This is a genomic window from Shinella yambaruensis (assembly GCF_022899355.1).
In the GTDB taxonomy this organism is placed as follows: Bacteria; Pseudomonadota; Alphaproteobacteria; order Rhizobiales; family Rhizobiaceae; genus Shinella; species Shinella yambaruensis.
The window spans coordinates 594,122-613,489 of the sequence record NZ_JALJCK010000001.1 but is presented as its reverse complement, the minus strand read 5'-3'; the positions used below and the strand labels follow the sequence as shown (position 1 = coordinate 613,489).

Genomic DNA, 19,368 nt, shown 5'->3' with positions numbered 1-19,368 from the left:
CATACTTTCTCGGCTTGCAGGTTCTCACGACCAACAGGCGTCTCTCCGGCGCCACGAGCAGGCAGGATGGACGCCAATGACTGAACTTCTCGGTTCCTATATCCCGATCGCCATCTTCATCGGTATCGCGCTCGTGATCGGCCTTGCGCTGCTGGTCGCGCCGTTTGCCGTCGCATACAAGGCCCCCGATTCGGAAAAACTCTCCGCTTACGAGTGCGGCTTCAATGCGTTTGACGATGCGCGCATGAAATTCGATATCCGCTTCTACCTGGTGTCGATCCTCTTCATCATCTTCGACCTCGAAGTCGCCTTCCTCTTTCCCTGGGCCGTCTCCTTCGGCGACATGGGCTGGTTCGGCTTCTGGTCGATGATGGTCTTCCTCGGCGTGCTGACCATCGGCTTTATCTACGAATGGAAGAAGGGAGCGCTCGAATGGGAGTAGCCCACACCAACACGACGCTCGTCGCGCCGCAGGCCAGGGGGATCATCGATCCCAACACCGGCAAGCCCGTCGGCAGCAACGACGCCTTCTTCGGCGAGATCAACAACGAACTCGCCGACAAGGGCTTTCTCGTCACGTCGACGGATGAGCTCATCACCTGGGCGCGCACCGGCTCGCTGATGTGGATGACCTTCGGTCTTGCCTGCTGCGCGGTGGAGATGATGCAGCTCTCCATGCCGCGTTACGACGTCGAGCGCTTCGGCTTCGCGCCGCGCGCCTCGCCGCGCCAGTCCGACGTCATGATCGTCGCCGGCACGCTGACCAACAAGATGGCGCCGGCGCTCCGCAAGGTCTACGACCAGATGCCGGAGCCGCGCTACGTCATCTCGATGGGCTCCTGCGCGAACGGCGGCGGCTACTATCACTATTCCTATTCGGTGGTGCGCGGCTGTGACCGCGTGGTGCCGGTCGACATCTATGTACCAGGCTGTCCTCCCACGGCGGAAGCGCTCCTTTACGGTGTGCTCCTGCTGCAGAAGAAGATCCGCCGGACCGGTACGATCGAGCGTTAAGGGCAGGGGACTTTAAGATATGAGCGAAGCCCTCCAGGAGCTTTCCTCCCATATCGGCGAAGCGGCCGGCAATCTCGTCGCCTCCGCCGATATCGCCTATGGCGAACTCACCCTGAAGACGGACGGCGCCCGCGTCGTCGAGCTTCTGACCTTCCTGCGCGACGACGTGCAGTGCGGCTTCGTCAACCTCGTCGATATCTGCGGCGTGGACTGGCCCGCCCGCGCCGAGCGTTTCGACGTGGTCTACCACCTGCTGTCGCCGCGCCAGAACGTGCGCATCCGCGTCAAGGTCGCGACCGGCGAGGACCAGCCCGTTCCCTCCGCCTGTGCGGTCTATCCGGGCGCCGACTGGTTCGAGCGCGAAGCCTACGACATGTACGGCATCCTCTTCACCGGCCATCCGGACCTGCGCCGCATCCTCACCGACTACGGCTTCGAGGGGCACCCGCTGCGCAAGGATTTCCCGACGACCGGCTTCGTGGAGGTGCGTTATGACGACGAGGTGAAGCGCGTCGTGTACGAACCCGTCGAACTGAAGCAGGAATTCCGCAACTTCGACTTCCTCTCTCCCTGGGAAGGCACGGATTACGTGCTGCCGGGGGATGAGAAGGCGAAGCAGTAATCAGGAACTAGGCAGTAGCCAATAGGCAGTAGGAAGGAGCGAGCGGACGGCGATTAATTCCTATCAGGATCTGAAGGTCTGGCAGCGCGCCATGGATTTGGCTGTCGAATGCTACGACCTGACGCGGCGGTTCCCGCGCGACGAAGTCTATGGCCTTGTCTCGCAGATACGCCGTTCGGCAGCGTCGGTGGCAGCCAACATAGCTGAAGGCCACGGTCGGGATGCGACAGGACACTACGTCCAGCACCTCAAGATCGGGCAAGGGTCCCTGAAGGAATTGGAGACGCATTTGATACTTTCGTCACGGGTCGGCATCGTCTCACCGGATCAGGTGGATGGGTTGTTAAAATCGAGTGACGAAATCGGAAGAATGCTGAGATCGCTAATCCGCAGTTTGCAGGATGGACGAAATGAACGCGCAGAGTGAAGTAACCCCTACTGCCTACTGCCTATTGGCTAACCCCTCCCAGCGCGGAGCGCGCCCATGAACGAGCATAACGTTCGCAATTTTAATATCAACTTCGGCCCGCAGCACCCGGCGGCGCACGGCGTGTTGCGTCTCGTTTTGGAACTAGACGGCGAAATCGTCGAGCGTGTGGATCCGCATATCGGCCTCCTGCACCGCGGCACCGAAAAGCTGATCGAGACGAAGACCTATCTCCAGGCCGTGCCCTATTTCGACCGCCTCGACTACGTGGCGCCGATGAACCAGGAGCACGCCTTCGCGCTTGCCGTCGAGAAGCTGACGGGCACGGAAGTGCCGATCCGCGGCCAGCTGATCCGCGTGCTCTATTCGGAAATCGGCCGCATCCTCTCGCACCTCCTCAACGTCACGACCCAGGCCATGGACGTCGGCGCGCTGACGCCGCCGCTCTGGGGCTTCGAGGAGCGCGAGAAGCTGATGGTGTTCTATGAGCGGGCCTGCGGCGCGCGCATGCACTCGGCCTATATCCGCCCGGGCGGCGTGCACCAGGACCTGCCGCACGAGTTGGTGGAAGACATCGGCAAGTGGATCGACCCGTTCCTGAAGACCGTCGACGACATCGACGAGCTTCTGACCGGCAACCGCATCTTCAAGCAGCGCAACGTCGATATCGGCGTGGTGAAGCTGGAAGACTGCTGGGCCTGGGGCTTTTCGGGCGTCATGGTGCGCGGCTCGGGCGCGGCCTGGGACCTGCGCCGCTCGCAGCCCTATGAATGCTATTCCGACCTCGACTTCGACATCCCGATCGGCAAGAACGGCGACTGCTACGATCGGTACGTGATCCGCATGATCGAGATGCGCGAAGCGGCGAAGATCATGCGCCAGTGCGTCGACCGCCTGCTGGGCGACGCCAAGGTCGGCCCGGTCTCCTCGATCGACGGCAAGATGGTGCCGCCGAAGCGCGGCCAGATGAAGCGCTCGATGGAGGCGCTCATCCACCACTTCAAGCTCTACACCGAAGGCTACCACGTGCCGGCCGGCGAGGTATATGCGGCCGTCGAGGCGCCGAAGGGCGAGTTCGGCGTCTATGTCGTCGCCGACGGCACCAACAAGCCGTACCGCTGCAAGATCCGCGCCCCGGGTTACGCCCACCTGCAGGCGATGGACTTCATCTGTCGCGGCCACCAGCTCGCCGACGTCTCGGCGATCCTCGGCTCCCTCGACATCGTGTTCGGCGAGGTCGATCGCTGATGCCGAACGTTGCCCTTGCCACGCTGATCCTCCTGGCAACCGCCGCTGCCGCCAACGCGCAGCAGGACGTGCAGATCGGTGCGTCCGGCACCACCATGGGGGCCTTGGCGAGCCAGGGCTACGAGATCAAGGCGGCGGCGCCGAATGGCAGCCGCTACGTCGTATTCATGCAGAAAGACACGTCGGCCTACGCCTGCGAATTCGTCAACACGACGCAAACGCAGTGCCGGCAGATCAACTGAGACAAGGCGTTACAGAATGTCCGTTCGTCGACTAGCCGATGACAATGTCCAGCCCGCCAGCTTCGCCTTCACCAAGGAGAACGCGGACTGGGCCGAGGCAACGATCAACAAGTACCCGAAGGGCCGTCAGCAATCGGCGGTCATCCCGCTTCTGATGCGGGCGCAGGAGCAGGACGGCTGGGTCACCAAGGCGGCGATCGAATCCGTCGCCGACATGCTCGGCATGGCCTATATCCGCGTGCTCGAGGTCGCGACCTTCTACACCCAGTTCCAGCTGCTGCCGGTCGGTACGCGCGCCCATGTCCAGGTCTGCGGCACGACGCCCTGCATGCTGCGCGGCGCGGAAGACCTCATCAATGTCTGCAAGAAGCGCATCCATCCCGAGCCTTTCCATCTCAACGAGACGGGCACGCTCTCCTGGGAAGAGGTGGAGTGTCAGGGCGCCTGCGTCAACGCGCCGATGATCATGATCTTCAAGGACAGCTATGAGGACCTGACGGCGACGCAGCTCGAGCACATCATCGACCGTTTCGACGCCGGCAAGGGCGCCGACGTCACGCCCGGCCCGCAGGTCGACCGCATCTTCTCCGCCCCGGTTGGCGGCCTCACCAGCCTCAACGAGCCGGAGGCGGTTGCCAAGAAGGCGCCGGCCCGCGCCAAGAAGACCGAGGAGGAGAGCGTCAGCGTCCCCCCGTCGAATGCCGCCAAGCCGAAGACGGATGCCGTCGAGACCGATCCCAAGCTGAAGACGCCGGCGACCGCCAAGGCGGAAGCGGCCGCCAATGCCAAGGCGACCGGCGACACGCGCGCCGAGGGCGGCGATGCCGCCGCCAAGCAGCCGCTCGCGGAGGCCGGCAAGCCGTCGCTGGAAGACAAGAACCGCCCGGCCGCCATCGCGCGCCCGCAAACGCCCGACGACCTGAAGCTCATCTCCGGCGTCGGCCCGAAGATCGAGGGCATCTTGCACGAGCTCGGCATCTTCACCTTCGCGCAGGTCGCGGCCTGGAAGAAGGCGGAGCGCGAATGGGTCGATTCCTATCTGAATTTCAAGGGCCGCATCGAGCGCGACGACTGGGTCAGGCAGGCCAAGGCGCTCGCCAAGGGCGGCGAAGCGGAATACATCCGCGTCTTCGGCAAGAAGCCGCGGTAAAGGGGTGAATCATGCTTAAGGACCAGGATCGCATCTTCACCAACATCTACGGCACCAAGGACAAGTCGCTGAAGGGCGCCATGGCCCGCGGCCATTGGGACGGCACCAAGCAGCTGCTCGAAAAGGGCCGTGACTGGATCATCAACGAGGTCAAGGCCTCGGGCCTGCGCGGCCGCGGCGGCGCCGGCTTCCCGACCGGCCTCAAGTGGTCCTTCATGCCGAAGGAATCTGACGGCCGCCCGCACTATCTCGTCGTGAACGCCGACGAATCCGAGCCCGGCACCTGCAAGGACCGCGATATCCTGCGCCACGATCCGCACACGCTGATCGAAGGCTGCGTCGTCGCCTCCTTCGCCATGGGCGCGAACGCCGCCTATATCTATGTGCGCGGCGAGTTCATCCGCGAGCGCGAGGCGCTGCAGGCGGCGATCGACGAGTGCTACGACGCCGGCCTTCTCGGCAAGAACAACAAGCTCGGCTACGACATCGACATCTATGTCCACCACGGCGCCGGCGCCTATATCTGCGGCGAGGAGACCGCGCTGCTCGAAAGCCTGGAAGGCAAGAAGGGCCAGCCGCGCCTGAAGCCGCCGTTCCCGGCGAATATGGGTCTCTATGGCTGCCCGACGACGGTCAACAACGTCGAATCGATCGCCGTGACGCCGACCATCCTGCGCCGCGGCGCCAGCTGGTTCTCCTCGTTCGGCCGCCCGAACAATGTCGGCACCAAGCTGTTCATGATGTCCGGCCACGTCAACCGTCCCTGCACGGTCGAGGAGGCCATGGGCATCTCCTTCAAGGAAATGGTCGAAAAGCACGGCGGCGGCATCCGCGGCGGCTGGGACAACCTGCTTGCCGTCATCCCCGGCGGCGCATCCTGCCCGGTCGTCAAGGCCGAGGACATGATGAACGTCACGCTCGACTTCGACGGCCTTCGCGAGGTGAAGTCCTCCTTCGGCACCGGCGGCATGATCATCATGGACCGCTCGACCGACATCATCAAGGCGATCTGGCGCATCTCGGCCTTCTTCAAGCACGAGAGCTGCGGCCAGTGCACGCCGTGCCGCGAAGGAACCGGCTGGATGATGCGCGTCATGGAGCGCATGGTGAAGGGCAATGCGCAGAAGCGCGAAATCGACATGCTGTTCGACGTGACGAAGCAGATCGAAGGCCACACGATCTGCGCCCTCGGCGATGCGGCGGCCTGGCCGATCCAGGGCCTCATCCGCAACTTCCGCCCGGAAATCGAGGCACGCATCGACCAGTACACGGCCAACGCCATGGCGCACGGCGCCGTGCTCGAAGCAGCGGAGTAAGACGATGAAGACGCCGGCAGGACAGGATGCGAATGCAACCAGGGTTCAGCCGGCGGAAGCCGGCGGGAACGATCCCTTCGGGCTCGCGCCCTGGCTGAGGGAAATGCCGGACATGCCGCTGCACCCGCTGATGGCCCATCCGGTGGCGGCGATGGCCGCGACGACCGCGATCGGCTTCGGCATTGCGGGCCAGATGGCCGGTGCGATGCTGGGCCTGATGCAGAGCGCGGCGGAGCGGGCCAAGGTGGTGCTCGACGAGGCCGCGGCGCTGGCGGCGGAGCCGCAGCCGGTGGAGCCGGTCAAGGCGAAGCCGGCGCTGACCGTGGTGCCGAAGGCGGAAAAGCCCGCCGTGGCGAAGACGGTGACGGTGGCGCGCGAGAAAAGTGCGACGCCGAAGGCGGCCGGCGCCAGACAGGCGCGCAAGGCGCCGGCGGCAAAGACCGCCAAGGCCGATGACCTGAAAGCGATTTCGGGCATCGGGCCGAAGCTGGAGCAGGTGCTGAACGGCATGGGCTTCCGGCGCTATGCCGACATCGTGGGCCTGACGCCCGCCGATGTCGCAAGGATCGAAGCCGAACTCGGTTTCGCAGGGCGCATTGCCCGCGATGGCTGGGTGGAGCAGGCAAAGGCGCTGGCGAAGGGCAGGGGCTGAGACCCCGCCGGAACCGGCAGATGGAACAAGGCCGAAGGGACGGGACCCGGACCTGAGGCTGGACAGAATGGCGCTGGCGAGACGCGGGGCTTTCCCGCGTCAAAAGCGGGATTGAGATATGGCAAAGCTGAAAGTCGACGGAAAAGAAATCGAAGTCCCGGATCACTTCACGCTGCTTCAGGCGTGCGAGGAGGCCGGCGCCGAGGTTCCGCGCTTCTGTTTCCACGAGCGGCTGTCGGTTGCCGGCAACTGCCGCATGTGCCTCGTCGAGGTGAAGGGCGGCCCGCCGAAGCCGGCGGCCTCCTGCGCCATGGGCGTCAGGGACCTGCGTCCCGGCCCGAACGGCGAACCGCCGGAAGTCTTCACGACCACGCCGATGGTCAAGAAGGCGCGCGAGGGCGTGATGGAGTTCCTGCTCATCAACCACCCGCTGGATTGCCCGATCTGCGACCAGGGCGGCGAATGCGACCTGCAGGACCAGGCGATGGCCTTCGGCATCGACAGTTCGCGCTACGCGGAGAACAAGCGCGCGGTCGAGGACAAGTATATCGGCCCGCTCGTCAAGACGATCATGAACCGCTGCATCCACTGCACGCGCTGCGTCCGCTTCACGACGGAAGTGGCCGGCATCACCGAGCTCGGCCTGATCGGCCGCGGCGAGGATGCCGAGATTACCACCTATCTCGAACAGGCGATGACCTCCGAGCTGCAGGGCAACGTGGTCGACCTCTGCCCGGTCGGCGCGCTGACCTCCAAGCCCTTCGCCTTCACCGCCCGCCCGTGGGAATTGAACAAGACCGAATCGATCGACGTCATGGACGCCGTCGGCTCGGCGATCCGCGTCGATACCCGCGGCCGCGAGGTGATGCGCATCCTGCCGCGCGTCAACGAGGAGATCAACGAGGAGTGGATCTCCGACAAGACCCGCTTCATCTGGGACGGCCTGAAGACCCAGCGTCTCGACCGCCCCTATGTCCGCAAGGACGGCCGTCTGCAGCCCGCCAGCTGGGCCGACGCCTTCGGCGCCATCAAGGCCGCTGTCGCCGGCAAGCCGGGCGACCGCATCGGTGCGATTGCCGGTGACCTCGCCTCCGTCGAGGAGATCTACGCGCTGCGCGAACTGATGACCGCGCTCGGCTCGAAGAATATCGACTGCCGCCAGGACGGTTCGGTGCTCGATCCGTCGCTCGGCCGTGCCAGCTACCTGTTCAACCCGACCATCGAGGGCATAGAGCAGGCCGACGCGCTGCTCATCGTCGGCGCCAATCCGCGCCTCGAAGCCGCCGTGCTCAACGCCCGCATCCGCAAGCGCTGGCGCATGGACAACTTCCCGATCGGCGTGATCGGCGTTGAGGGCGAGCTGCGCTACGACTACGACTATCTCGGCGCCGGCACGGACACGCTTTCGGCCCTCATCGACGGCTCGCTCTCCTTTGCCGAAAAGCTGAAGAAGGCCGAACGCCCGATGATCATCGTCGGCCAGGGCGCGCTGTCGCGCGCCGATGGTCTCGCCGTTCTCTCGGCCGTCGCGAACCTGGCGGAAAGCGTCGGCGCGGTGACGGCGGACTGGAACGGCCTTGCGGTCCTCCACACCGCGGCCGCGCGCGTCGGCGGCCTCGACCTCGGCTTCGTACCGGGCGAGGGCGGCAAGACCGCGGCCGAGATGCTGACCGGCACGGACGTGCTCTTCCTGCTTGGCGCGGATGAAATGGATTTTTCCAACAAGACCGCCTTCACGGTCTATATCGGCTCGCACGGCGACAATGCGGCGCATGTCGCCGACGTCATCCTGCCGGGCGCGACCTATACCGAGAAGTCGGGCACCTGGGTCAACACCGAAGGCCGCGTCCAGCTGGGCAACCGCGCCGGCTTCGCGCCGGGCGACGCCCGTGAGGACTGGGCGATCCTGCGTGCGCTGTCCGACGTGCTCGGCAAGAAGCTGCCTTTCGATTCGCTGGTGCAGCTGAGAGCGAAACTCCACGCCGCACACCCGCATTTCGCCGCGATCGACGAGATTGCGGCGGGCGATATCGCCGATCTTTCCGCACTTGCGAAAAAAGGCGGGACGATGGCGAATTCCGGGTTTGCGTCTCCGATCAAAGACTTCTATTTGACGAACCCGATAGCGCGCGCCTCCGCGGTCATGGCCGAATGCTCGGCGCTGGCCCGCAACAATTTCAAAGCCGCGGCGGAATGAGCGCGAAGGGATAAAGCATTATGGACGCTTTCGTTTCGACCTATGTTTGGCCCGGCCTGATCATGGTGGCCCAGTCGCTGCTGCTCCTGGTCGCGCTCCTGGTCTTCATCGCCTACGTGCTTCTGGCCGACCGCAAGATCTGGGCGGCCGTGCAGCTGCGCCGCGGCCCGAACGTCGTCGGCCCCTTCGGCCTGTTCCAGTCCTTCGCCGACCTCTTGAAGTTCGTCTTCAAGGAGCCGGTGATCCCGGCGACGGCCAACAAGGCGATCTTCCTGCTCGCCCCGCTCGTCTCCGTGACGCTGGCGCTCGCCACCTGGGCGGTCGTGCCGCTCAACGACGGCTGGGTGATCGCCAACATCAATGTCGGCATCCTCTACATCTTCGCGATCTCCTCGCTCGAAGTCTATGGCATCATCATGGGCGGCTGGGCTTCGAACTCGAAGTACCCGTTCCTCGGCGCGCTGCGCTCCGCCGCGCAGATGGTCTCCTATGAAGTCTCCATCGGCTTCGTCATCGTCACGGTGCTGCTCTGCGTCGGCTCGCTGAACCTGACAGATATCGTCAATTCGCAGCGCGACGGCCTCGGCACGATGATCGGCCTGCCGGGTTCTTTCCTGGATTGGCACTGGCTGGCGCTGTTCCCGATGTTCGTGGTGTTCTTCATCTCGGCGCTCGCCGAGACGAACCGCCCGCCCTTCGACCTGCCGGAAGCCGAATCCGAACTCGTCGCCGGCTTCATGGTCGAATACGGCTCCACCCCGTACATGATGTTCATGCTCGGCGAATATGCCGCCATCTGCCTGATGTGCGCGCTGACCACGATCCTCTTCCTCGGCGGCTGGCTGCCCCCGGTCGACGTCTGGTTCCTCAACTGGGTCCCGGGCATCATCTGGTTCGTCCTGAAGGCGTCCTTCGTCTTCTTCATGTTCGCGATGGTGAAGGCCTTCGTGCCGCGCTACCGCTACGACCAGCTCATGCGTCTCGGCTGGAAGGTCTTCCTGCCGATCTCGCTCGCCATGGTCGTCATCGTTGCATTCGTGCTGAAGCTCACGGGCTGGTCCGCATGAGGACCGCCCTGACCCTCAGCAGCATTGGAGCTTGAAATGGCTAGTCTTTCGCAAGCCGTAAATTCGCTGTTCCTCAAGGAATTCGTCGGGGCGTTCTTCCTGTCGATGCGCTACTTCTTCCGCCCCAAGGCGACAGTGAACTATCCCTTCGAAAAGGGCCCGGTCTCGCCGCGCTTCCGCGGCGAGCATGCGCTGCGCCGCTACCCGAACGGCGAGGAACGCTGCATCGCCTGCAAGCTGTGCGAAGCCATCTGTCCGGCTCAGGCCATCACCATCGAGGCCGGCCCCCGCCGCAACGACGGCACGCGCCGCACGGTGCGTTACGACATCGACATGGTGAAGTGCATCTATTGCGGCTTCTGCCAGGAGGCCTGCCCGGTCGACGCCATCGTCGAGGGCCCCAACTTCGAGTTCTCGACGGAAACGCGCGAAGAACTTTATTACGACAAGCAGAAGCTGCTCGAGAACGGCGATCGCTGGGAGCGGGAAATCGCCCGCAACATCGCGATGGACTCGCCCTACCGCTGATAGCCGGCGCGAGGGTAAAACGAAATGCATGTGCCTGACGGCATAAGGTCGTCAGGCTTCGACGGGGGAGGGGGGACCTCCTCCGGGGAAGACGAAAAGGCACCAAAATGGGTCTGCAGGCTCTATTCTTCTATCTGTTCGCCTTCGTGGCGGTGGCGTCCGCCTTCATGGTGATCGCGTCGAGGAACCCGGTCTATTCCGTGCTGTTCCTGATCCTCACCTTCTTCAATTCGGCGGGCCTCTTCCTCCTGACGGGCGCCGAGTTCCTGGCGATGATCCTGCTGGTCGTCTATGTCGGCGCCGTTGCGGTTCTCTTCCTCTTCGTCGTGATGATGCTCGACATCGATTTCGCCGAACTCAGGGCAGGCGCGCTGGAATATGCGCCGGTGGGCGCGCTGATCGGCCTCATCCTTGCGATCGAGCTCGTGGTCGTCGTCGGCGGCTCGACGCTCTCGCCGGAGATCGCCGCCAATGCCTCGATGCCGATCCCGCCGGTCGCCGAGCGCACCAACACGGCCGCCCTCGGCGACGTGCTCTATACGCACTACGTCTATTTCTTCCAGATCGCCGGCCTCGTGCTGCTCGTCGCCATGATCGGCGCGATCGTGCTGACGCTGCGTCACAAGCCGCATATCAAGCGCCAGGATATCCCGACGCAGGTCGCCCGCACGCCGGAGACCGCCGTCGAGGTGGTCAAGGTGAAGCCCGGTCAGGGCATCTGAGGCAGCGCGGACCCAAGGAAAAGCATCATGGAAATCGGTATTTCCCACTATCTCACTGTCAGCGCCATCCTCTTCACCCTCGGCGTCTTCGGCATCTTCCTGAACCGGAAGAACGTCATCGTCATCCTGATGTCGATCGAATTGATCCTGCTTGCGGTCAACATCAACATGGTCGCCTTCTCGGCGTTCCTGAACGACATCGTCGGCCAGGTCTTCGCGCTGTTCATTCTGACCGTCGCGGCTGCGGAAGCGGCCATCGGTCTTGCAATTCTCGTCGTCTTCTACCGCAACCGCGGTTCGATCGCCGTCGAAGACGTCAATATGATGAAGGGCTGATCGGGTCATGGATACCATCATCAAGGCAATCGTCTTCCTTCCGCTGATCGGCTTCCTGATCGCCGGCATCGGCGGCAATGCCATCGGCGCCAAGGCGTCCGAATACGTCACGTCCGGCTTCATGATCATCGCCGCGGTGCTGTCGTGGATCGTCTTCTTCGACGTCGCCATGGGCGAGACGGAGATGATCAAGGTCAGCGTGCTGCGCTGGATCCAGTCCGGCGGCTTCGATGTCGAATGGGCGTTCCGCGTCGATACGCTGACGGCCGTCATGCTCGTCGTCGTGAACTCCGTCTCGACGCTGGTACACGTCTACTCGATCGGCTACATGCACCACGATCCGCACCGGCCGCGCTTCTTCGCGTATCTGTCGCTCTTCACCTTCGCCATGCTCATGCTGGTGACGTCCGACAACCTCCTGCAGATGTTCTTCGGCTGGGAAGGCGTGGGCCTTGCGTCCTACCTGCTCATCGGCTTCTGGTACAAGAAGCCGTCGGCCTGCGCTGCCGCCATGAAGGCCTTCATCGTCAACCGCGTCGGCGACTTCGGCTTCATCCTCGGCATTTCCAGCGTGTTCGTGCTCTTCGGCTCGATCAATCTGGAGACGATCTTCGCGACGGCCGCGACCTACCTGCCGGCCGAAGGCGCCGCGGATGCCGCCGATCCCGTCATCACGCTGTTCGGCATGAGCCTCGACAAGTCGCATGCGCTGACCGCCACCTGCCTCCTGCTCTTCATGGGCGCGATGGGCAAGTCGGCGCAGTTCCTGCTGCACACCTGGCTGCCGGACGCCATGGAAGGCCCGACCCCGGTTTCGGCGCTCATCCATGCCGCGACCATGGTCACCGCCGGCGTCTTCCTTGTCGCCCGCATGTCGCCGCTCTTCGAACTGTCGCATGACGCCCTCGTGGTCGTGACGCTCGTCGGCGCCATCACCGCCTTCTTCGCGGCGACCGTCGGTCTCGTGCAGAACGACATCAAGCGCGTCATCGCCTATTCGACCTGCTCGCAGCTCGGCTACATGTTCGTCGCGCTCGGCATCGGCGCCTACGGCGCGGCGATCTTCCACCTCTTCACACACGCCTTCTTCAAGGCGCTCTTGTTCCTCGGCGCGGGCTCCGTGATCCATGCCGTCGATGGCGAGCAGGACATGCGCTACATGGGCGGTCTTCGCAAGCACATCCCGGTCACCTTCTGGATGATGACGATCGGCACGCTGGCGCTGACCGGCGTCGGCATCCCGGGCACCGTCATCGGCTTTGCCGGCTTCTTCTCGAAGGACGCGATCATCGAATCGGCCTTCGCCTCGCACAGCCCGGTTGCCGGCTTCGCCTTCGTGCTGCTGGTCATCGCCGCGCTGTTCACCAGCTTCTACTCCTGGCGCCTGGCATTCATGACCTTCTTCGGCAAGCCGCGTGCCTCCGCCGACGTCATGCACCATGTGCACGAATCGCCGGCCGTCATGCTGGTCCCGCTCTATCTGCTGGCTGCCGGCGCGGTGGTCGCGGGCGTGATCTTCGTGGAGTACTTCTACGGCCATCACTATGACGAGTTCTGGCAGGGCGCGCTCTTCACGCTTCCCGACAACCATCTCGTGCACGAGTTCCACAATGTGCCGAAGTGGGTGAAGTGGAGCCCGTTCGCCGCCATGGCCATCGGCTTCGTTACCGCCTGGTACATGTACATCCGCTCGCCGGAAACGCCGAAATACCTCGCCGAGCAGCACCGCGGCCTCTACCTGTTCCTGCTCAACAAGTGGTATTTCGACGAACTGTACGACTTCATCTTCGTCCGCCCGGCCAAGTGGCTCGGCAAGTTCCTCTGGAAGAAGGGTGACGGCGCCGTCATCGACGGCCTCGGCCCGAACGGCATCGCCGCCCGCGTCGTGGACGTCACGGATCGCGTCGTCCGCCTCCAGACCGGTTACCTCTATCACTACGCATTCGCGATGCTGCTGGGTATTGCGGCACTCGTTACCTGGATGATGCTCGGGAGCTCCCTCTGATGACCGATTGGCCCATTCTTTCAGCGGTCACCTTCCTCCCGCTCGTCGGCGTGGCGCTTCTGCTGCTGACCCGCGAGGACAGCCCGTACGGCCGCCGCAACATCCTGAACGTCGCGCTGCTGACGACGGTCTTCACCTTCGTGCTCTCGCTCTTCATCTGGATCGGCTTCGACAATTCGAACCCCGGCTTCCAGATGGTCGAGAAGGCCGAATGGCTCGGCACCGGCATTTCCTACCATCTCGGCGTCGACGGCATCTCCATGCTGTTCGTCATCCTGTCGACCTTCCTGATGCCGTTCTGCGTGCTCGCAAGCTGGCATTCGGTCGAAAAGCGCCTGCGCGAATACATGATCGCCTTCCTGCTCCTGGAAGTGTTCATGGTCGGCGTCTTCGTCTCGCTCGACATCGTGCTCTTCTACGTCTTCTTCGAGGCGGGCCTCATCCCGATGTTCATCATCATCGGCGTGTGGGGCGGCAAGGATCGCGTCTACGCATCCTACAAGTTCTTCCTCTATACCCTGCTCGGCTCGGTGCTGATGCTGCTCGCCATCATGGCGATGTACTGGCAGGCCGGCACGACCGACATCACGGAACTGCTCGCCTACAACTTCCCGGCCCACATGCAGACCTGGCTGTGGCTCGCCTTCTTCGCCTCCTTCGCGGTGAAGATGCCGATGTGGCCGGTGCACACCTGGCTTCCCGATGCGCACGTCCAGGCGCCGACGGCAGGCTCCGTCATCCTGGCGGGCGTGCTCCTGAAGCTCGGCGGCTACGGTTTCATCCGCTTCTCGCTCGCCATGTTCCCGCTTGCCTCCGACTATTTCGCGCCCTTCGTCTTCGCGCTGTCGGTCATCGCCATCATCTACACCTCGCTGGTCGCGATGATGCAGGACGACATCAAGAAGCTGATCGCCTATTCGTCGGTCGCCCACATGGGCTACGTGACCATGGGCATCTTCGCGGCGAATGCTCAAGGGTTGCAGGGCGCCATCTTCCAGATGCTGTCGCACGGCATCGTCTCGGGCGCGCTCTTCCTGTGCGTCGGCGTCGTCTATGACCGGCTGCACACCCGCGAGATCGCGGCCTATGGCGGCCTCGTCAACAACATGCCGAAATACGCCGTCGCCTTCATGATCTTCACCATGGCGAATGTCGGCCTTCCGGGCACCTCGGGCTTCGTCGGCGAGTTCATGACGCTGATCGGCGTCTTCCGCGCCAACACCTGGGTCGCGCTCTTCGCCACGACCGGCGTCATCCTTTCGGCCTCCTATGCCCTCTGGCTCTACCGCCGGGTGATCTTCGGCGCGCTGGAGAAGGAAAGCCTGAAGTCGCTGCTCGATCTCGACATGCGCGAGAAGCTGCTGCTCTATCCGCTCCTGATCCTGACGATCTTCTACGGTGTCTATCCGGCGCCGGTATTCGATGCGACGGCGGCTTCGGTCGACGCGCTGCTCAATAACTACTCCGCGGCTCTGCAGGCGGCGCAATCCGTTGCGCTTTCGGCGAACTGACGACGGGACTCGAAGACATGACCGCTGATACGATCCTTGCCAGCCTTCAACTCTCGACCCCCGAGATCATTCTTGCCGTCGGCGCCCTGGCCCTTTTGATGGTCGGCGTGTTTTCCGGCGAACGCTCGGGCACGACCGTCACGGGGCTTGCCGTCGCGCTGCTCATCATCTCCGGCCTCTGGCTCGTGCTCGCCACGGGCGAGGGCCAGGCCTATGGCGGCGCCTTCGTCTCCGATCCCTTCGCCAAGTTCATGAAGGTGCTGGCGCTGATCGGCTCGATCACCGCCATGGTGATGACCGTCGGCCACGCCCGCTCGGAGCAGCTCGACCGCTTCGAATTCCCGGTCCTCATCGTGCTGTCGACGCTCGGCATGCTGCTGATGATCTCCGCCAACAGCCTTCTGTCGCTCTACCTCGCGCTGGAGCTCCAGTCGCTGGCGCTCTACGTCGTCGCCGCGATCAACCGCGACAGCCTGCGCTCGACGGAAGCGGGCCTCAAATATTTCGTGCTCGGCGCGCTGTCCTCGGGCATGCTGCTCTACGGCATGTCGCTGGTCTACGGCTTCACCGGCCATATCGGCTTCCAGGAGATCGCCGCGGCGCTGACGGCCGAAGGCCGCTCGCTCGGCCTCGTCTTCGGCCTGGTCTTCATCCTTGCCGGCCTTGCCTTCAAGATCTCGGCCGTGCCGTTCCACATGTGGACGCCGGACGTCTATGAGGGTGCGCCGACCCCGGTAACGGCCTTCTTCGCCGCCGCCCCGAAGGTCGCCGCCATGGCCATGCTGGTGCGTATCGTCATCGATGCCTTCGAGCCGGTCGTCGCCGACTGGCAGCAGGTCATCGTCTTCATCGCGATCGCCTCCATGCTGCTCGGCGCCTTCGCCGCCATCGGCCAGCGCAACATCAAGCGCCTGATGGCCTATTCCTCGATCGGCCATATGGGCTATGCGCTGGTCGGCCTTGCCGCCGGCTCCATGGCGGGCGTGCGCGGCGTCGCGCTCTATATGCTCATCTACATGGTCATGACGCTCGGCACCTTCGCCATCATCCTCGCCATGCGCCGCAAGGAAGGCGGCAATGTCGAGGACATCAACGACCTTGCCGGCCTCTCCTCGACCAATCCGTTCATGGCGACCGTGCTGACGATCCTGATGTTCTCGCTCGCCGGCATCCCGCCGATGGCGGGCTTCTTCGCCAAGTACTTCGTGTTCATGGCGGCCATCGAGGCGCATCTCTATGCGCTCGCCATCATCGGCGTGCTCGCCTCGGTCGTCGGCGCCTACTACTACCTGCGCATCATCAAGGTGATGTGGTTCGACGAGCCGACGGGTGAGTTCGCCCGCACGGCCGGCGAACTGAAGCTGGTCTTCGGTCTCTCCGGCCTGTTCGTCGTCGGTTACGTGCTGATCGGCGGGCCGATCGGCGCAGCGGCCGAAGCCGCCGCCCGGACCTTCTTTTGAGCGGGTCCGGCACGCACCGCCGGTTGTCGCTCGACGACTTCCGGCACGAGGCGCTCGCCGACGTGGGCTCGACCAATACGGAATGCCTGGAGCGCGCCCGAAAGGGCGCGCTTTCGGGTCTCTGGATCACGGCGGAGCGGCAGACGGGCGGCCGCGGCCGGCGCGGGCGCGCCTGGTTTTCCGAACCCGGCAACCTCTACGCCTCGCTGCTCCTGATCGATCCGGCGCCGATGGACCGGCTCGGCTCCCTGCCGCTCGCCGTCGCGGTCGCGGTGCAGGATGCGGTGAGCCGCATCATGCCGCCCGATGCGCCCGACGTGCTGATCAAGTGGCCGAACGACATCCTCGTCGACCGCCGCAAGGTCTGCGGCATCCTGATCGAGGGCGAGACGCTTCCCGACGGGCGCCATGGGCTGGTCATCGGCATCGGCATCAATGTCGCCGTGGCGCCCGACGCCGGGCTCTATCCCGTCGCAACGCTGCGTGATTTCGGTGCGGCCGCTTCTCCCGAGGAATTGTTCGCCTATCTCTTCCAGTCGATGGCGGAAACGCTGTCGCTTTGGGACGGCGGACGCGGGATTTCGGCCATCATGGAGCGCTGGAAACGGGTGGCCGGCGGCATCGGGGAAAACATCACGGTCAATCTGCCCGACCGTTCTATTTCCGGGCGCTTTTCCGGAATAGATGATACAGGTCTCCTGAAACTGGAGACGGATGACGGCGGCACGCGGTTGATCGCGGCCGGCGACGTGTTTTTTGGATAGGAATTTTAAAAGCCGATGGCAAAAGAAGACGAACTGGTATTCCTGCCGCTTGGCGGCGTCGGCGAAATCGGCATGAACCTGGCGCTCTACGGCTACGGCCCGAGGAAGAACCGCCAGTGGATCATGGTCGATTGCGGCGTCACCTTCCCGGGGCCGGACCTGCCGGGGGTCGATCTCGTGCTGCCCGATATCCGCTTCCTCGCCGAGGAGCGCAAGAACCTCAAGGGCATCATCATCACCCATGCGCACGAGGACCATTACGGTGCGCTGAACGAGCTATGGCCCGGCCTCAACGTGCCGGTCTATGCCTCGCCCTTCACCGCCGGCATGCTGGAGGCCAAGCGCGACTACGAGAAGAGCCGCACCGAGATCCCGGTGACGATCTTCAAGCAGGGCGACCGCATCAATGTCGGCCCGTTCGAGATCGAGGCGATCGGCGTCAACCACTCCATTCCCGAGCCGATGTCGCTGGCGATCAAGACGCCGCTCGGCACGGTCATCCACACCGGCGACTGGAAGATCGACCTCGATCCGTCGCTCGGGCCGCTGACCGACGAGACCCGCTTCCGCAAGCTCGGCGACGAGGGCGTGCTGGCGCTGATCTGCGACAGCACCAATGCGGTACGCGACGGCGTCTCGCCCTCAGAGCGCGAGGTGTCGGAGAGCCTGACGAAGATCATCGAGGCCGCCGAGGGCCGGGTGGGCATCACCACCTTCTCCTCCAATGTCGGCCGTATCCGCTCCATTGCCCAGGCCGCCGAGGCCGCCGGGCGCGAGGTGCTGCTGCTCGGCAGCTCGATGAAGCGCGTCACCGAGGTGGCGCGCGACATCGGCCTGATGGAGGGCCTGAAACCCTTCATCGCCGAGGACGAGTTCGGCTATATCCCGCGCGACAAGGTCGTCGTCATCCTGACCGGCAGCCAGGGCGAGCCGCGCGCGGCCCTCGCCAAGATCGCCCGCGACGAGATGCGCAACGTCGCCTTCACCGACGGCGACACGATCATCTTCTCCTCGCGCGCCATCCCGGGCAACGAGAAGGCGATCAACGATATCAAGAATGGCCTGGTCGAGCAGGGCATCAACGTCATCACCGACAGCGAGGCGCTGGTGCACGTTTCCGGCCACCCGCGCCGCCACGAATTGCAGCAGATGTACGGCTGGACGCGCCCGAAGATGGTCGTGCCCGTCCATGGCGAGGCGGTGCATCTCACCGCCCATGCCGAGCTTGCCGAACAGTCCGGCATCGCCGCGGTGCCGCGCGTGCGCAACGGCGATATCCTGAAGCTCGCTCCCGGCGAGCCGGAGGTCGTCGACCACGCCCCCTTCGGCCGCATCTTCAAGGATGGCAACCTTATCGGCGACTATGACGAGATGGGCATCGGCGACCGCCGCAAGCTCGCCTTCGTCGGCCATGTCGCCGTCAGCGTCCTGCTCGACAGCCGCTATGATTTCATGGGCGATCCCGAAGTGGAGCCCTTCGGCCTGCCGCAGTTCGACGACGAGGGCGAGGACATGGGCGATACGCTCTATGACGCCGTGCTCGGTGCCGTCGAGAGCATCCCGCGCGCGCGCCGCAAGGACCTGGAGATGGTGCGCGAGGCCGTGCGCCGCGCCGTGCGCTCCACCGCCAACGAGATCTGGGGCAAGAAGCCCGTCGTCACCGTGTTCCTGACGAAGGTCTGACGGGATGCGCGAAAGCCCTTCGTCCTACCGGCGGGATGAGGGGCGGGCGGCAGGGGTGTGACAGCACGCCGCCTTCGCGCCGTTTGAACTTCATCCGCGACAGGCGTACAAGACCGGCTGTCGCACGAGGGCCGTCCATGCAGATCTTCTCTTATTTCGCCGTCTATTTCATCGTCTGGTGGATGACGCTGTTCGCCGTGCTTCCCTTCGGGTTGAAGACGCAGGCCGAGGCGGAGGAGGTGGTGCCCGGCACCGTGGAGAGCGCGCCTGCGCGCTTCCGCGGCGGACGTGTCGTGCTCATGACGACGCTCATCTCCGCCATCATCTACGGCATCTGGTACGTCCTGTCGGTGCGCCTCGGCTATGGCATCGATTCCATCCCGCAGTTCATGCCCGATTTCAACTGAGCGGCTGCCCAAAAGGT

At 64.2% G+C, this 19,368-nt stretch carries 20 protein-coding genes; all 20 read left to right on the top strand.

Annotated features, from left to right (window positions below):
• The first annotated feature begins 76 nt into the window (after positions 1-76).
• The 20 genes from MUU56_RS03050 to MUU56_RS02955 all read left to right on the top strand — a co-directional run bounded on the left by MUU56_RS03050 (position 77) and on the right by MUU56_RS02955 (position 19,351).
• The gene (locus MUU56_RS03050; RefSeq protein WP_064329771.1) at positions 77-442 is read left to right on the top strand and encodes an NADH-quinone oxidoreductase subunit A; all 366 of its coding nucleotides are present in this window, start codon (positions 77-79) and stop codon (positions 440-442) included.
• Positions 433-1,014 (top strand): NuoB/complex I 20 kDa subunit family protein, encoded by a 582-nt coding sequence (locus MUU56_RS03045; RefSeq protein ID WP_244765831.1) that lies wholly within the window; start codon positions 433-435, stop codon positions 1,012-1,014. The genes MUU56_RS03050 and MUU56_RS03045 overlap by 10 nt, the downstream gene beginning before the upstream one ends.
• 19 nt (positions 1,015-1,033) lie before the next feature.
• The gene (locus tag MUU56_RS03040; RefSeq protein WP_064329773.1) at positions 1,034-1,636 is read left to right on the top strand and encodes an NADH-quinone oxidoreductase subunit C; all 603 of its coding nucleotides are present in this window, start codon (positions 1,034-1,036) and stop codon (positions 1,634-1,636) included.
• A gap of 91 nt (positions 1,637-1,727) precedes the next feature.
• Positions 1,728-2,063, top strand: coding sequence for a four helix bundle protein (locus MUU56_RS03035; protein WP_244765830.1), 336 nt, complete (start codon positions 1,728-1,730; stop codon positions 2,061-2,063).
• Between the two features lie 57 nt (positions 2,064-2,120).
• Positions 2,121-3,311, top strand: coding sequence for an NADH-quinone oxidoreductase subunit D (locus tag MUU56_RS03030; RefSeq protein WP_064329775.1), 1,191 nt, complete (start codon positions 2,121-2,123; stop codon positions 3,309-3,311).
• A complete protein-coding gene (locus tag MUU56_RS03025) occupies positions 3,311-3,553 on the top strand; it encodes a hypothetical protein (protein WP_244765829.1) in 243 nt (80 codons plus the stop codon). The genes MUU56_RS03030 and MUU56_RS03025 overlap by 1 nt, the downstream gene beginning before the upstream one ends.
• 16 nt (positions 3,554-3,569) lie before the next feature.
• Positions 3,570-4,703: an NADH-quinone oxidoreductase subunit E gene (locus MUU56_RS03020; protein ID WP_244765828.1), complete on the top strand. Its 1,134-nt coding sequence runs from the start codon at positions 3,570-3,572 to the stop codon at positions 4,701-4,703.
• Positions 4,704-4,714: 11 nt separating this feature from the next.
• On the top strand, positions 4,715-6,019 hold the full coding sequence (nuoF, locus tag MUU56_RS03015; protein ID WP_244765827.1) for an NADH-quinone oxidoreductase subunit NuoF: 1,305 nt from the start codon (positions 4,715-4,717) through the stop codon (positions 6,017-6,019).
• 4 nt (positions 6,020-6,023) lie between these two features.
• Entirely contained in the window at positions 6,024-6,671 is a 648-nt protein-coding gene (locus MUU56_RS03010; RefSeq protein ID WP_244765826.1) for an NADH:ubiquinone oxidoreductase, read from the top strand.
• A 118-nt stretch (positions 6,672-6,789) separates the two neighbouring features.
• On the top strand, positions 6,790-8,868 hold the full coding sequence (gene nuoG, locus MUU56_RS03005) for an NADH-quinone oxidoreductase subunit NuoG (protein ID WP_244765825.1): 2,079 nt from the start codon (positions 6,790-6,792) through the stop codon (positions 8,866-8,868).
• A gap of 20 nt (positions 8,869-8,888) precedes the next feature.
• Entirely contained in the window at positions 8,889-9,935 is a 1,047-nt protein-coding gene (gene nuoH / locus MUU56_RS03000) for an NADH-quinone oxidoreductase subunit NuoH (protein ID WP_244765824.1), read from the top strand.
• Positions 9,936-9,971: 36 nt separating this feature from the next.
• On the top strand, positions 9,972-10,463 hold the full coding sequence (gene nuoI, locus MUU56_RS02995; RefSeq protein WP_023513863.1) for an NADH-quinone oxidoreductase subunit NuoI: 492 nt from the start codon (positions 9,972-9,974) through the stop codon (positions 10,461-10,463).
• A 107-nt stretch (positions 10,464-10,570) separates the two neighbouring features.
• Positions 10,571-11,185: an NADH-quinone oxidoreductase subunit J gene (locus MUU56_RS02990; protein WP_244765823.1), complete on the top strand. Its 615-nt coding sequence runs from the start codon at positions 10,571-10,573 to the stop codon at positions 11,183-11,185.
• 27 nt (positions 11,186-11,212) lie between these two features.
• Positions 11,213-11,521: an NADH-quinone oxidoreductase subunit NuoK gene (gene nuoK / locus MUU56_RS02985; protein WP_160860343.1), complete on the top strand. Its 309-nt coding sequence runs from the start codon at positions 11,213-11,215 to the stop codon at positions 11,519-11,521.
• A 7-nt stretch (positions 11,522-11,528) separates the two neighbouring features.
• A complete protein-coding gene (nuoL, locus tag MUU56_RS02980; RefSeq protein WP_244765822.1) occupies positions 11,529-13,526 on the top strand; it encodes an NADH-quinone oxidoreductase subunit L in 1,998 nt (665 codons plus the stop codon).
• Positions 13,526-15,037: an NADH-quinone oxidoreductase subunit M gene (locus MUU56_RS02975; protein ID WP_244765821.1), complete on the top strand. Its 1,512-nt coding sequence runs from the start codon at positions 13,526-13,528 to the stop codon at positions 15,035-15,037. Before nuoL ends, MUU56_RS02975 begins: the two co-directional genes overlap by 1 nt.
• Positions 15,038-15,054: 17 nt before the next feature.
• Positions 15,055-16,497 carry an NADH-quinone oxidoreductase subunit NuoN gene (nuoN, locus tag MUU56_RS02970; protein ID WP_244765820.1) on the top strand — a complete coding sequence of 481 codons (1,443 nt, stop codon included), beginning with the start codon at positions 15,055-15,057 and terminating at the stop codon, positions 16,495-16,497.
• Positions 16,494-17,261 (top strand): biotin--[acetyl-CoA-carboxylase] ligase, encoded by a 768-nt coding sequence (locus MUU56_RS02965; protein ID WP_244765819.1) that lies wholly within the window; start codon positions 16,494-16,496, stop codon positions 17,259-17,261. The genes nuoN and MUU56_RS02965 overlap by 4 nt, the downstream gene beginning before the upstream one ends.
• 15 nt (positions 17,262-17,276) lie before the next feature.
• Positions 17,277-18,944, top strand: coding sequence for a ribonuclease J (locus MUU56_RS02960; RefSeq protein WP_244765818.1), 1,668 nt, complete (start codon positions 17,277-17,279; stop codon positions 18,942-18,944).
• 137 nt (positions 18,945-19,081) lie between these two features.
• Positions 19,082-19,351, top strand: a complete 270-nt coding sequence (locus MUU56_RS02955; RefSeq protein ID WP_244765817.1) for a DUF1467 family protein — start codon at positions 19,082-19,084, stop codon at positions 19,349-19,351.
• Positions 19,352-19,368 lie beyond the last annotated feature (17 nt).

Bases quoted from the DNA above. Each gene is read 5' to 3' on its own strand.
- MUU56_RS03050 (WP_064329771.1), top strand. From the start codon at position 77: ATGACTGAACTTCTCGGTTCCTATATCCCGATCGCCATCTTCATCGGT.
- MUU56_RS03045 (WP_244765831.1), top strand. From the start codon at position 433: ATGGGAGTAGCCCACACCAACACGACGCTCGTCGCGCCGCAGGCCAGG.
- MUU56_RS03040 (WP_064329773.1), top strand. From the start codon at position 1,034: ATGAGCGAAGCCCTCCAGGAGCTTTCCTCCCATATCGGCGAAGCGGCC.
- MUU56_RS03035 (WP_244765830.1), top strand. From the start codon at position 1,728: ATGGATTTGGCTGTCGAATGCTACGACCTGACGCGGCGGTTCCCGCGC.
- MUU56_RS03030 (WP_064329775.1), top strand. From the start codon at position 2,121: ATGAACGAGCATAACGTTCGCAATTTTAATATCAACTTCGGCCCGCAG.
- MUU56_RS03025 (WP_244765829.1), top strand. From the start codon at position 3,311: ATGCCGAACGTTGCCCTTGCCACGCTGATCCTCCTGGCAACCGCCGCT.
- MUU56_RS03020 (WP_244765828.1), top strand. From the start codon at position 3,570: ATGTCCGTTCGTCGACTAGCCGATGACAATGTCCAGCCCGCCAGCTTC.
- nuoF (WP_244765827.1), top strand. From the start codon at position 4,715: ATGCTTAAGGACCAGGATCGCATCTTCACCAACATCTACGGCACCAAG.
- MUU56_RS03010 (WP_244765826.1), top strand. From the start codon at position 6,024: ATGAAGACGCCGGCAGGACAGGATGCGAATGCAACCAGGGTTCAGCCG.
- nuoG (WP_244765825.1), top strand. From the start codon at position 6,790: ATGGCAAAGCTGAAAGTCGACGGAAAAGAAATCGAAGTCCCGGATCAC.
- nuoH (WP_244765824.1), top strand. From the start codon at position 8,889: ATGGACGCTTTCGTTTCGACCTATGTTTGGCCCGGCCTGATCATGGTG.
- nuoI (WP_023513863.1), top strand. From the start codon at position 9,972: ATGGCTAGTCTTTCGCAAGCCGTAAATTCGCTGTTCCTCAAGGAATTC.
- MUU56_RS02990 (WP_244765823.1), top strand. From the start codon at position 10,571: ATGGGTCTGCAGGCTCTATTCTTCTATCTGTTCGCCTTCGTGGCGGTG.
- nuoK (WP_160860343.1), top strand. From the start codon at position 11,213: ATGGAAATCGGTATTTCCCACTATCTCACTGTCAGCGCCATCCTCTTC.
- nuoL (WP_244765822.1), top strand. From the start codon at position 11,529: ATGGATACCATCATCAAGGCAATCGTCTTCCTTCCGCTGATCGGCTTC.
- MUU56_RS02975 (WP_244765821.1), top strand. From the start codon at position 13,526: ATGACCGATTGGCCCATTCTTTCAGCGGTCACCTTCCTCCCGCTCGTC.
- nuoN (WP_244765820.1), top strand. From the start codon at position 15,055: ATGACCGCTGATACGATCCTTGCCAGCCTTCAACTCTCGACCCCCGAG.
- MUU56_RS02960 (WP_244765818.1), top strand. From the start codon at position 17,277: ATGGCAAAAGAAGACGAACTGGTATTCCTGCCGCTTGGCGGCGTCGGC.
- MUU56_RS02955 (WP_244765817.1), top strand. From the start codon at position 19,082: ATGCAGATCTTCTCTTATTTCGCCGTCTATTTCATCGTCTGGTGGATG.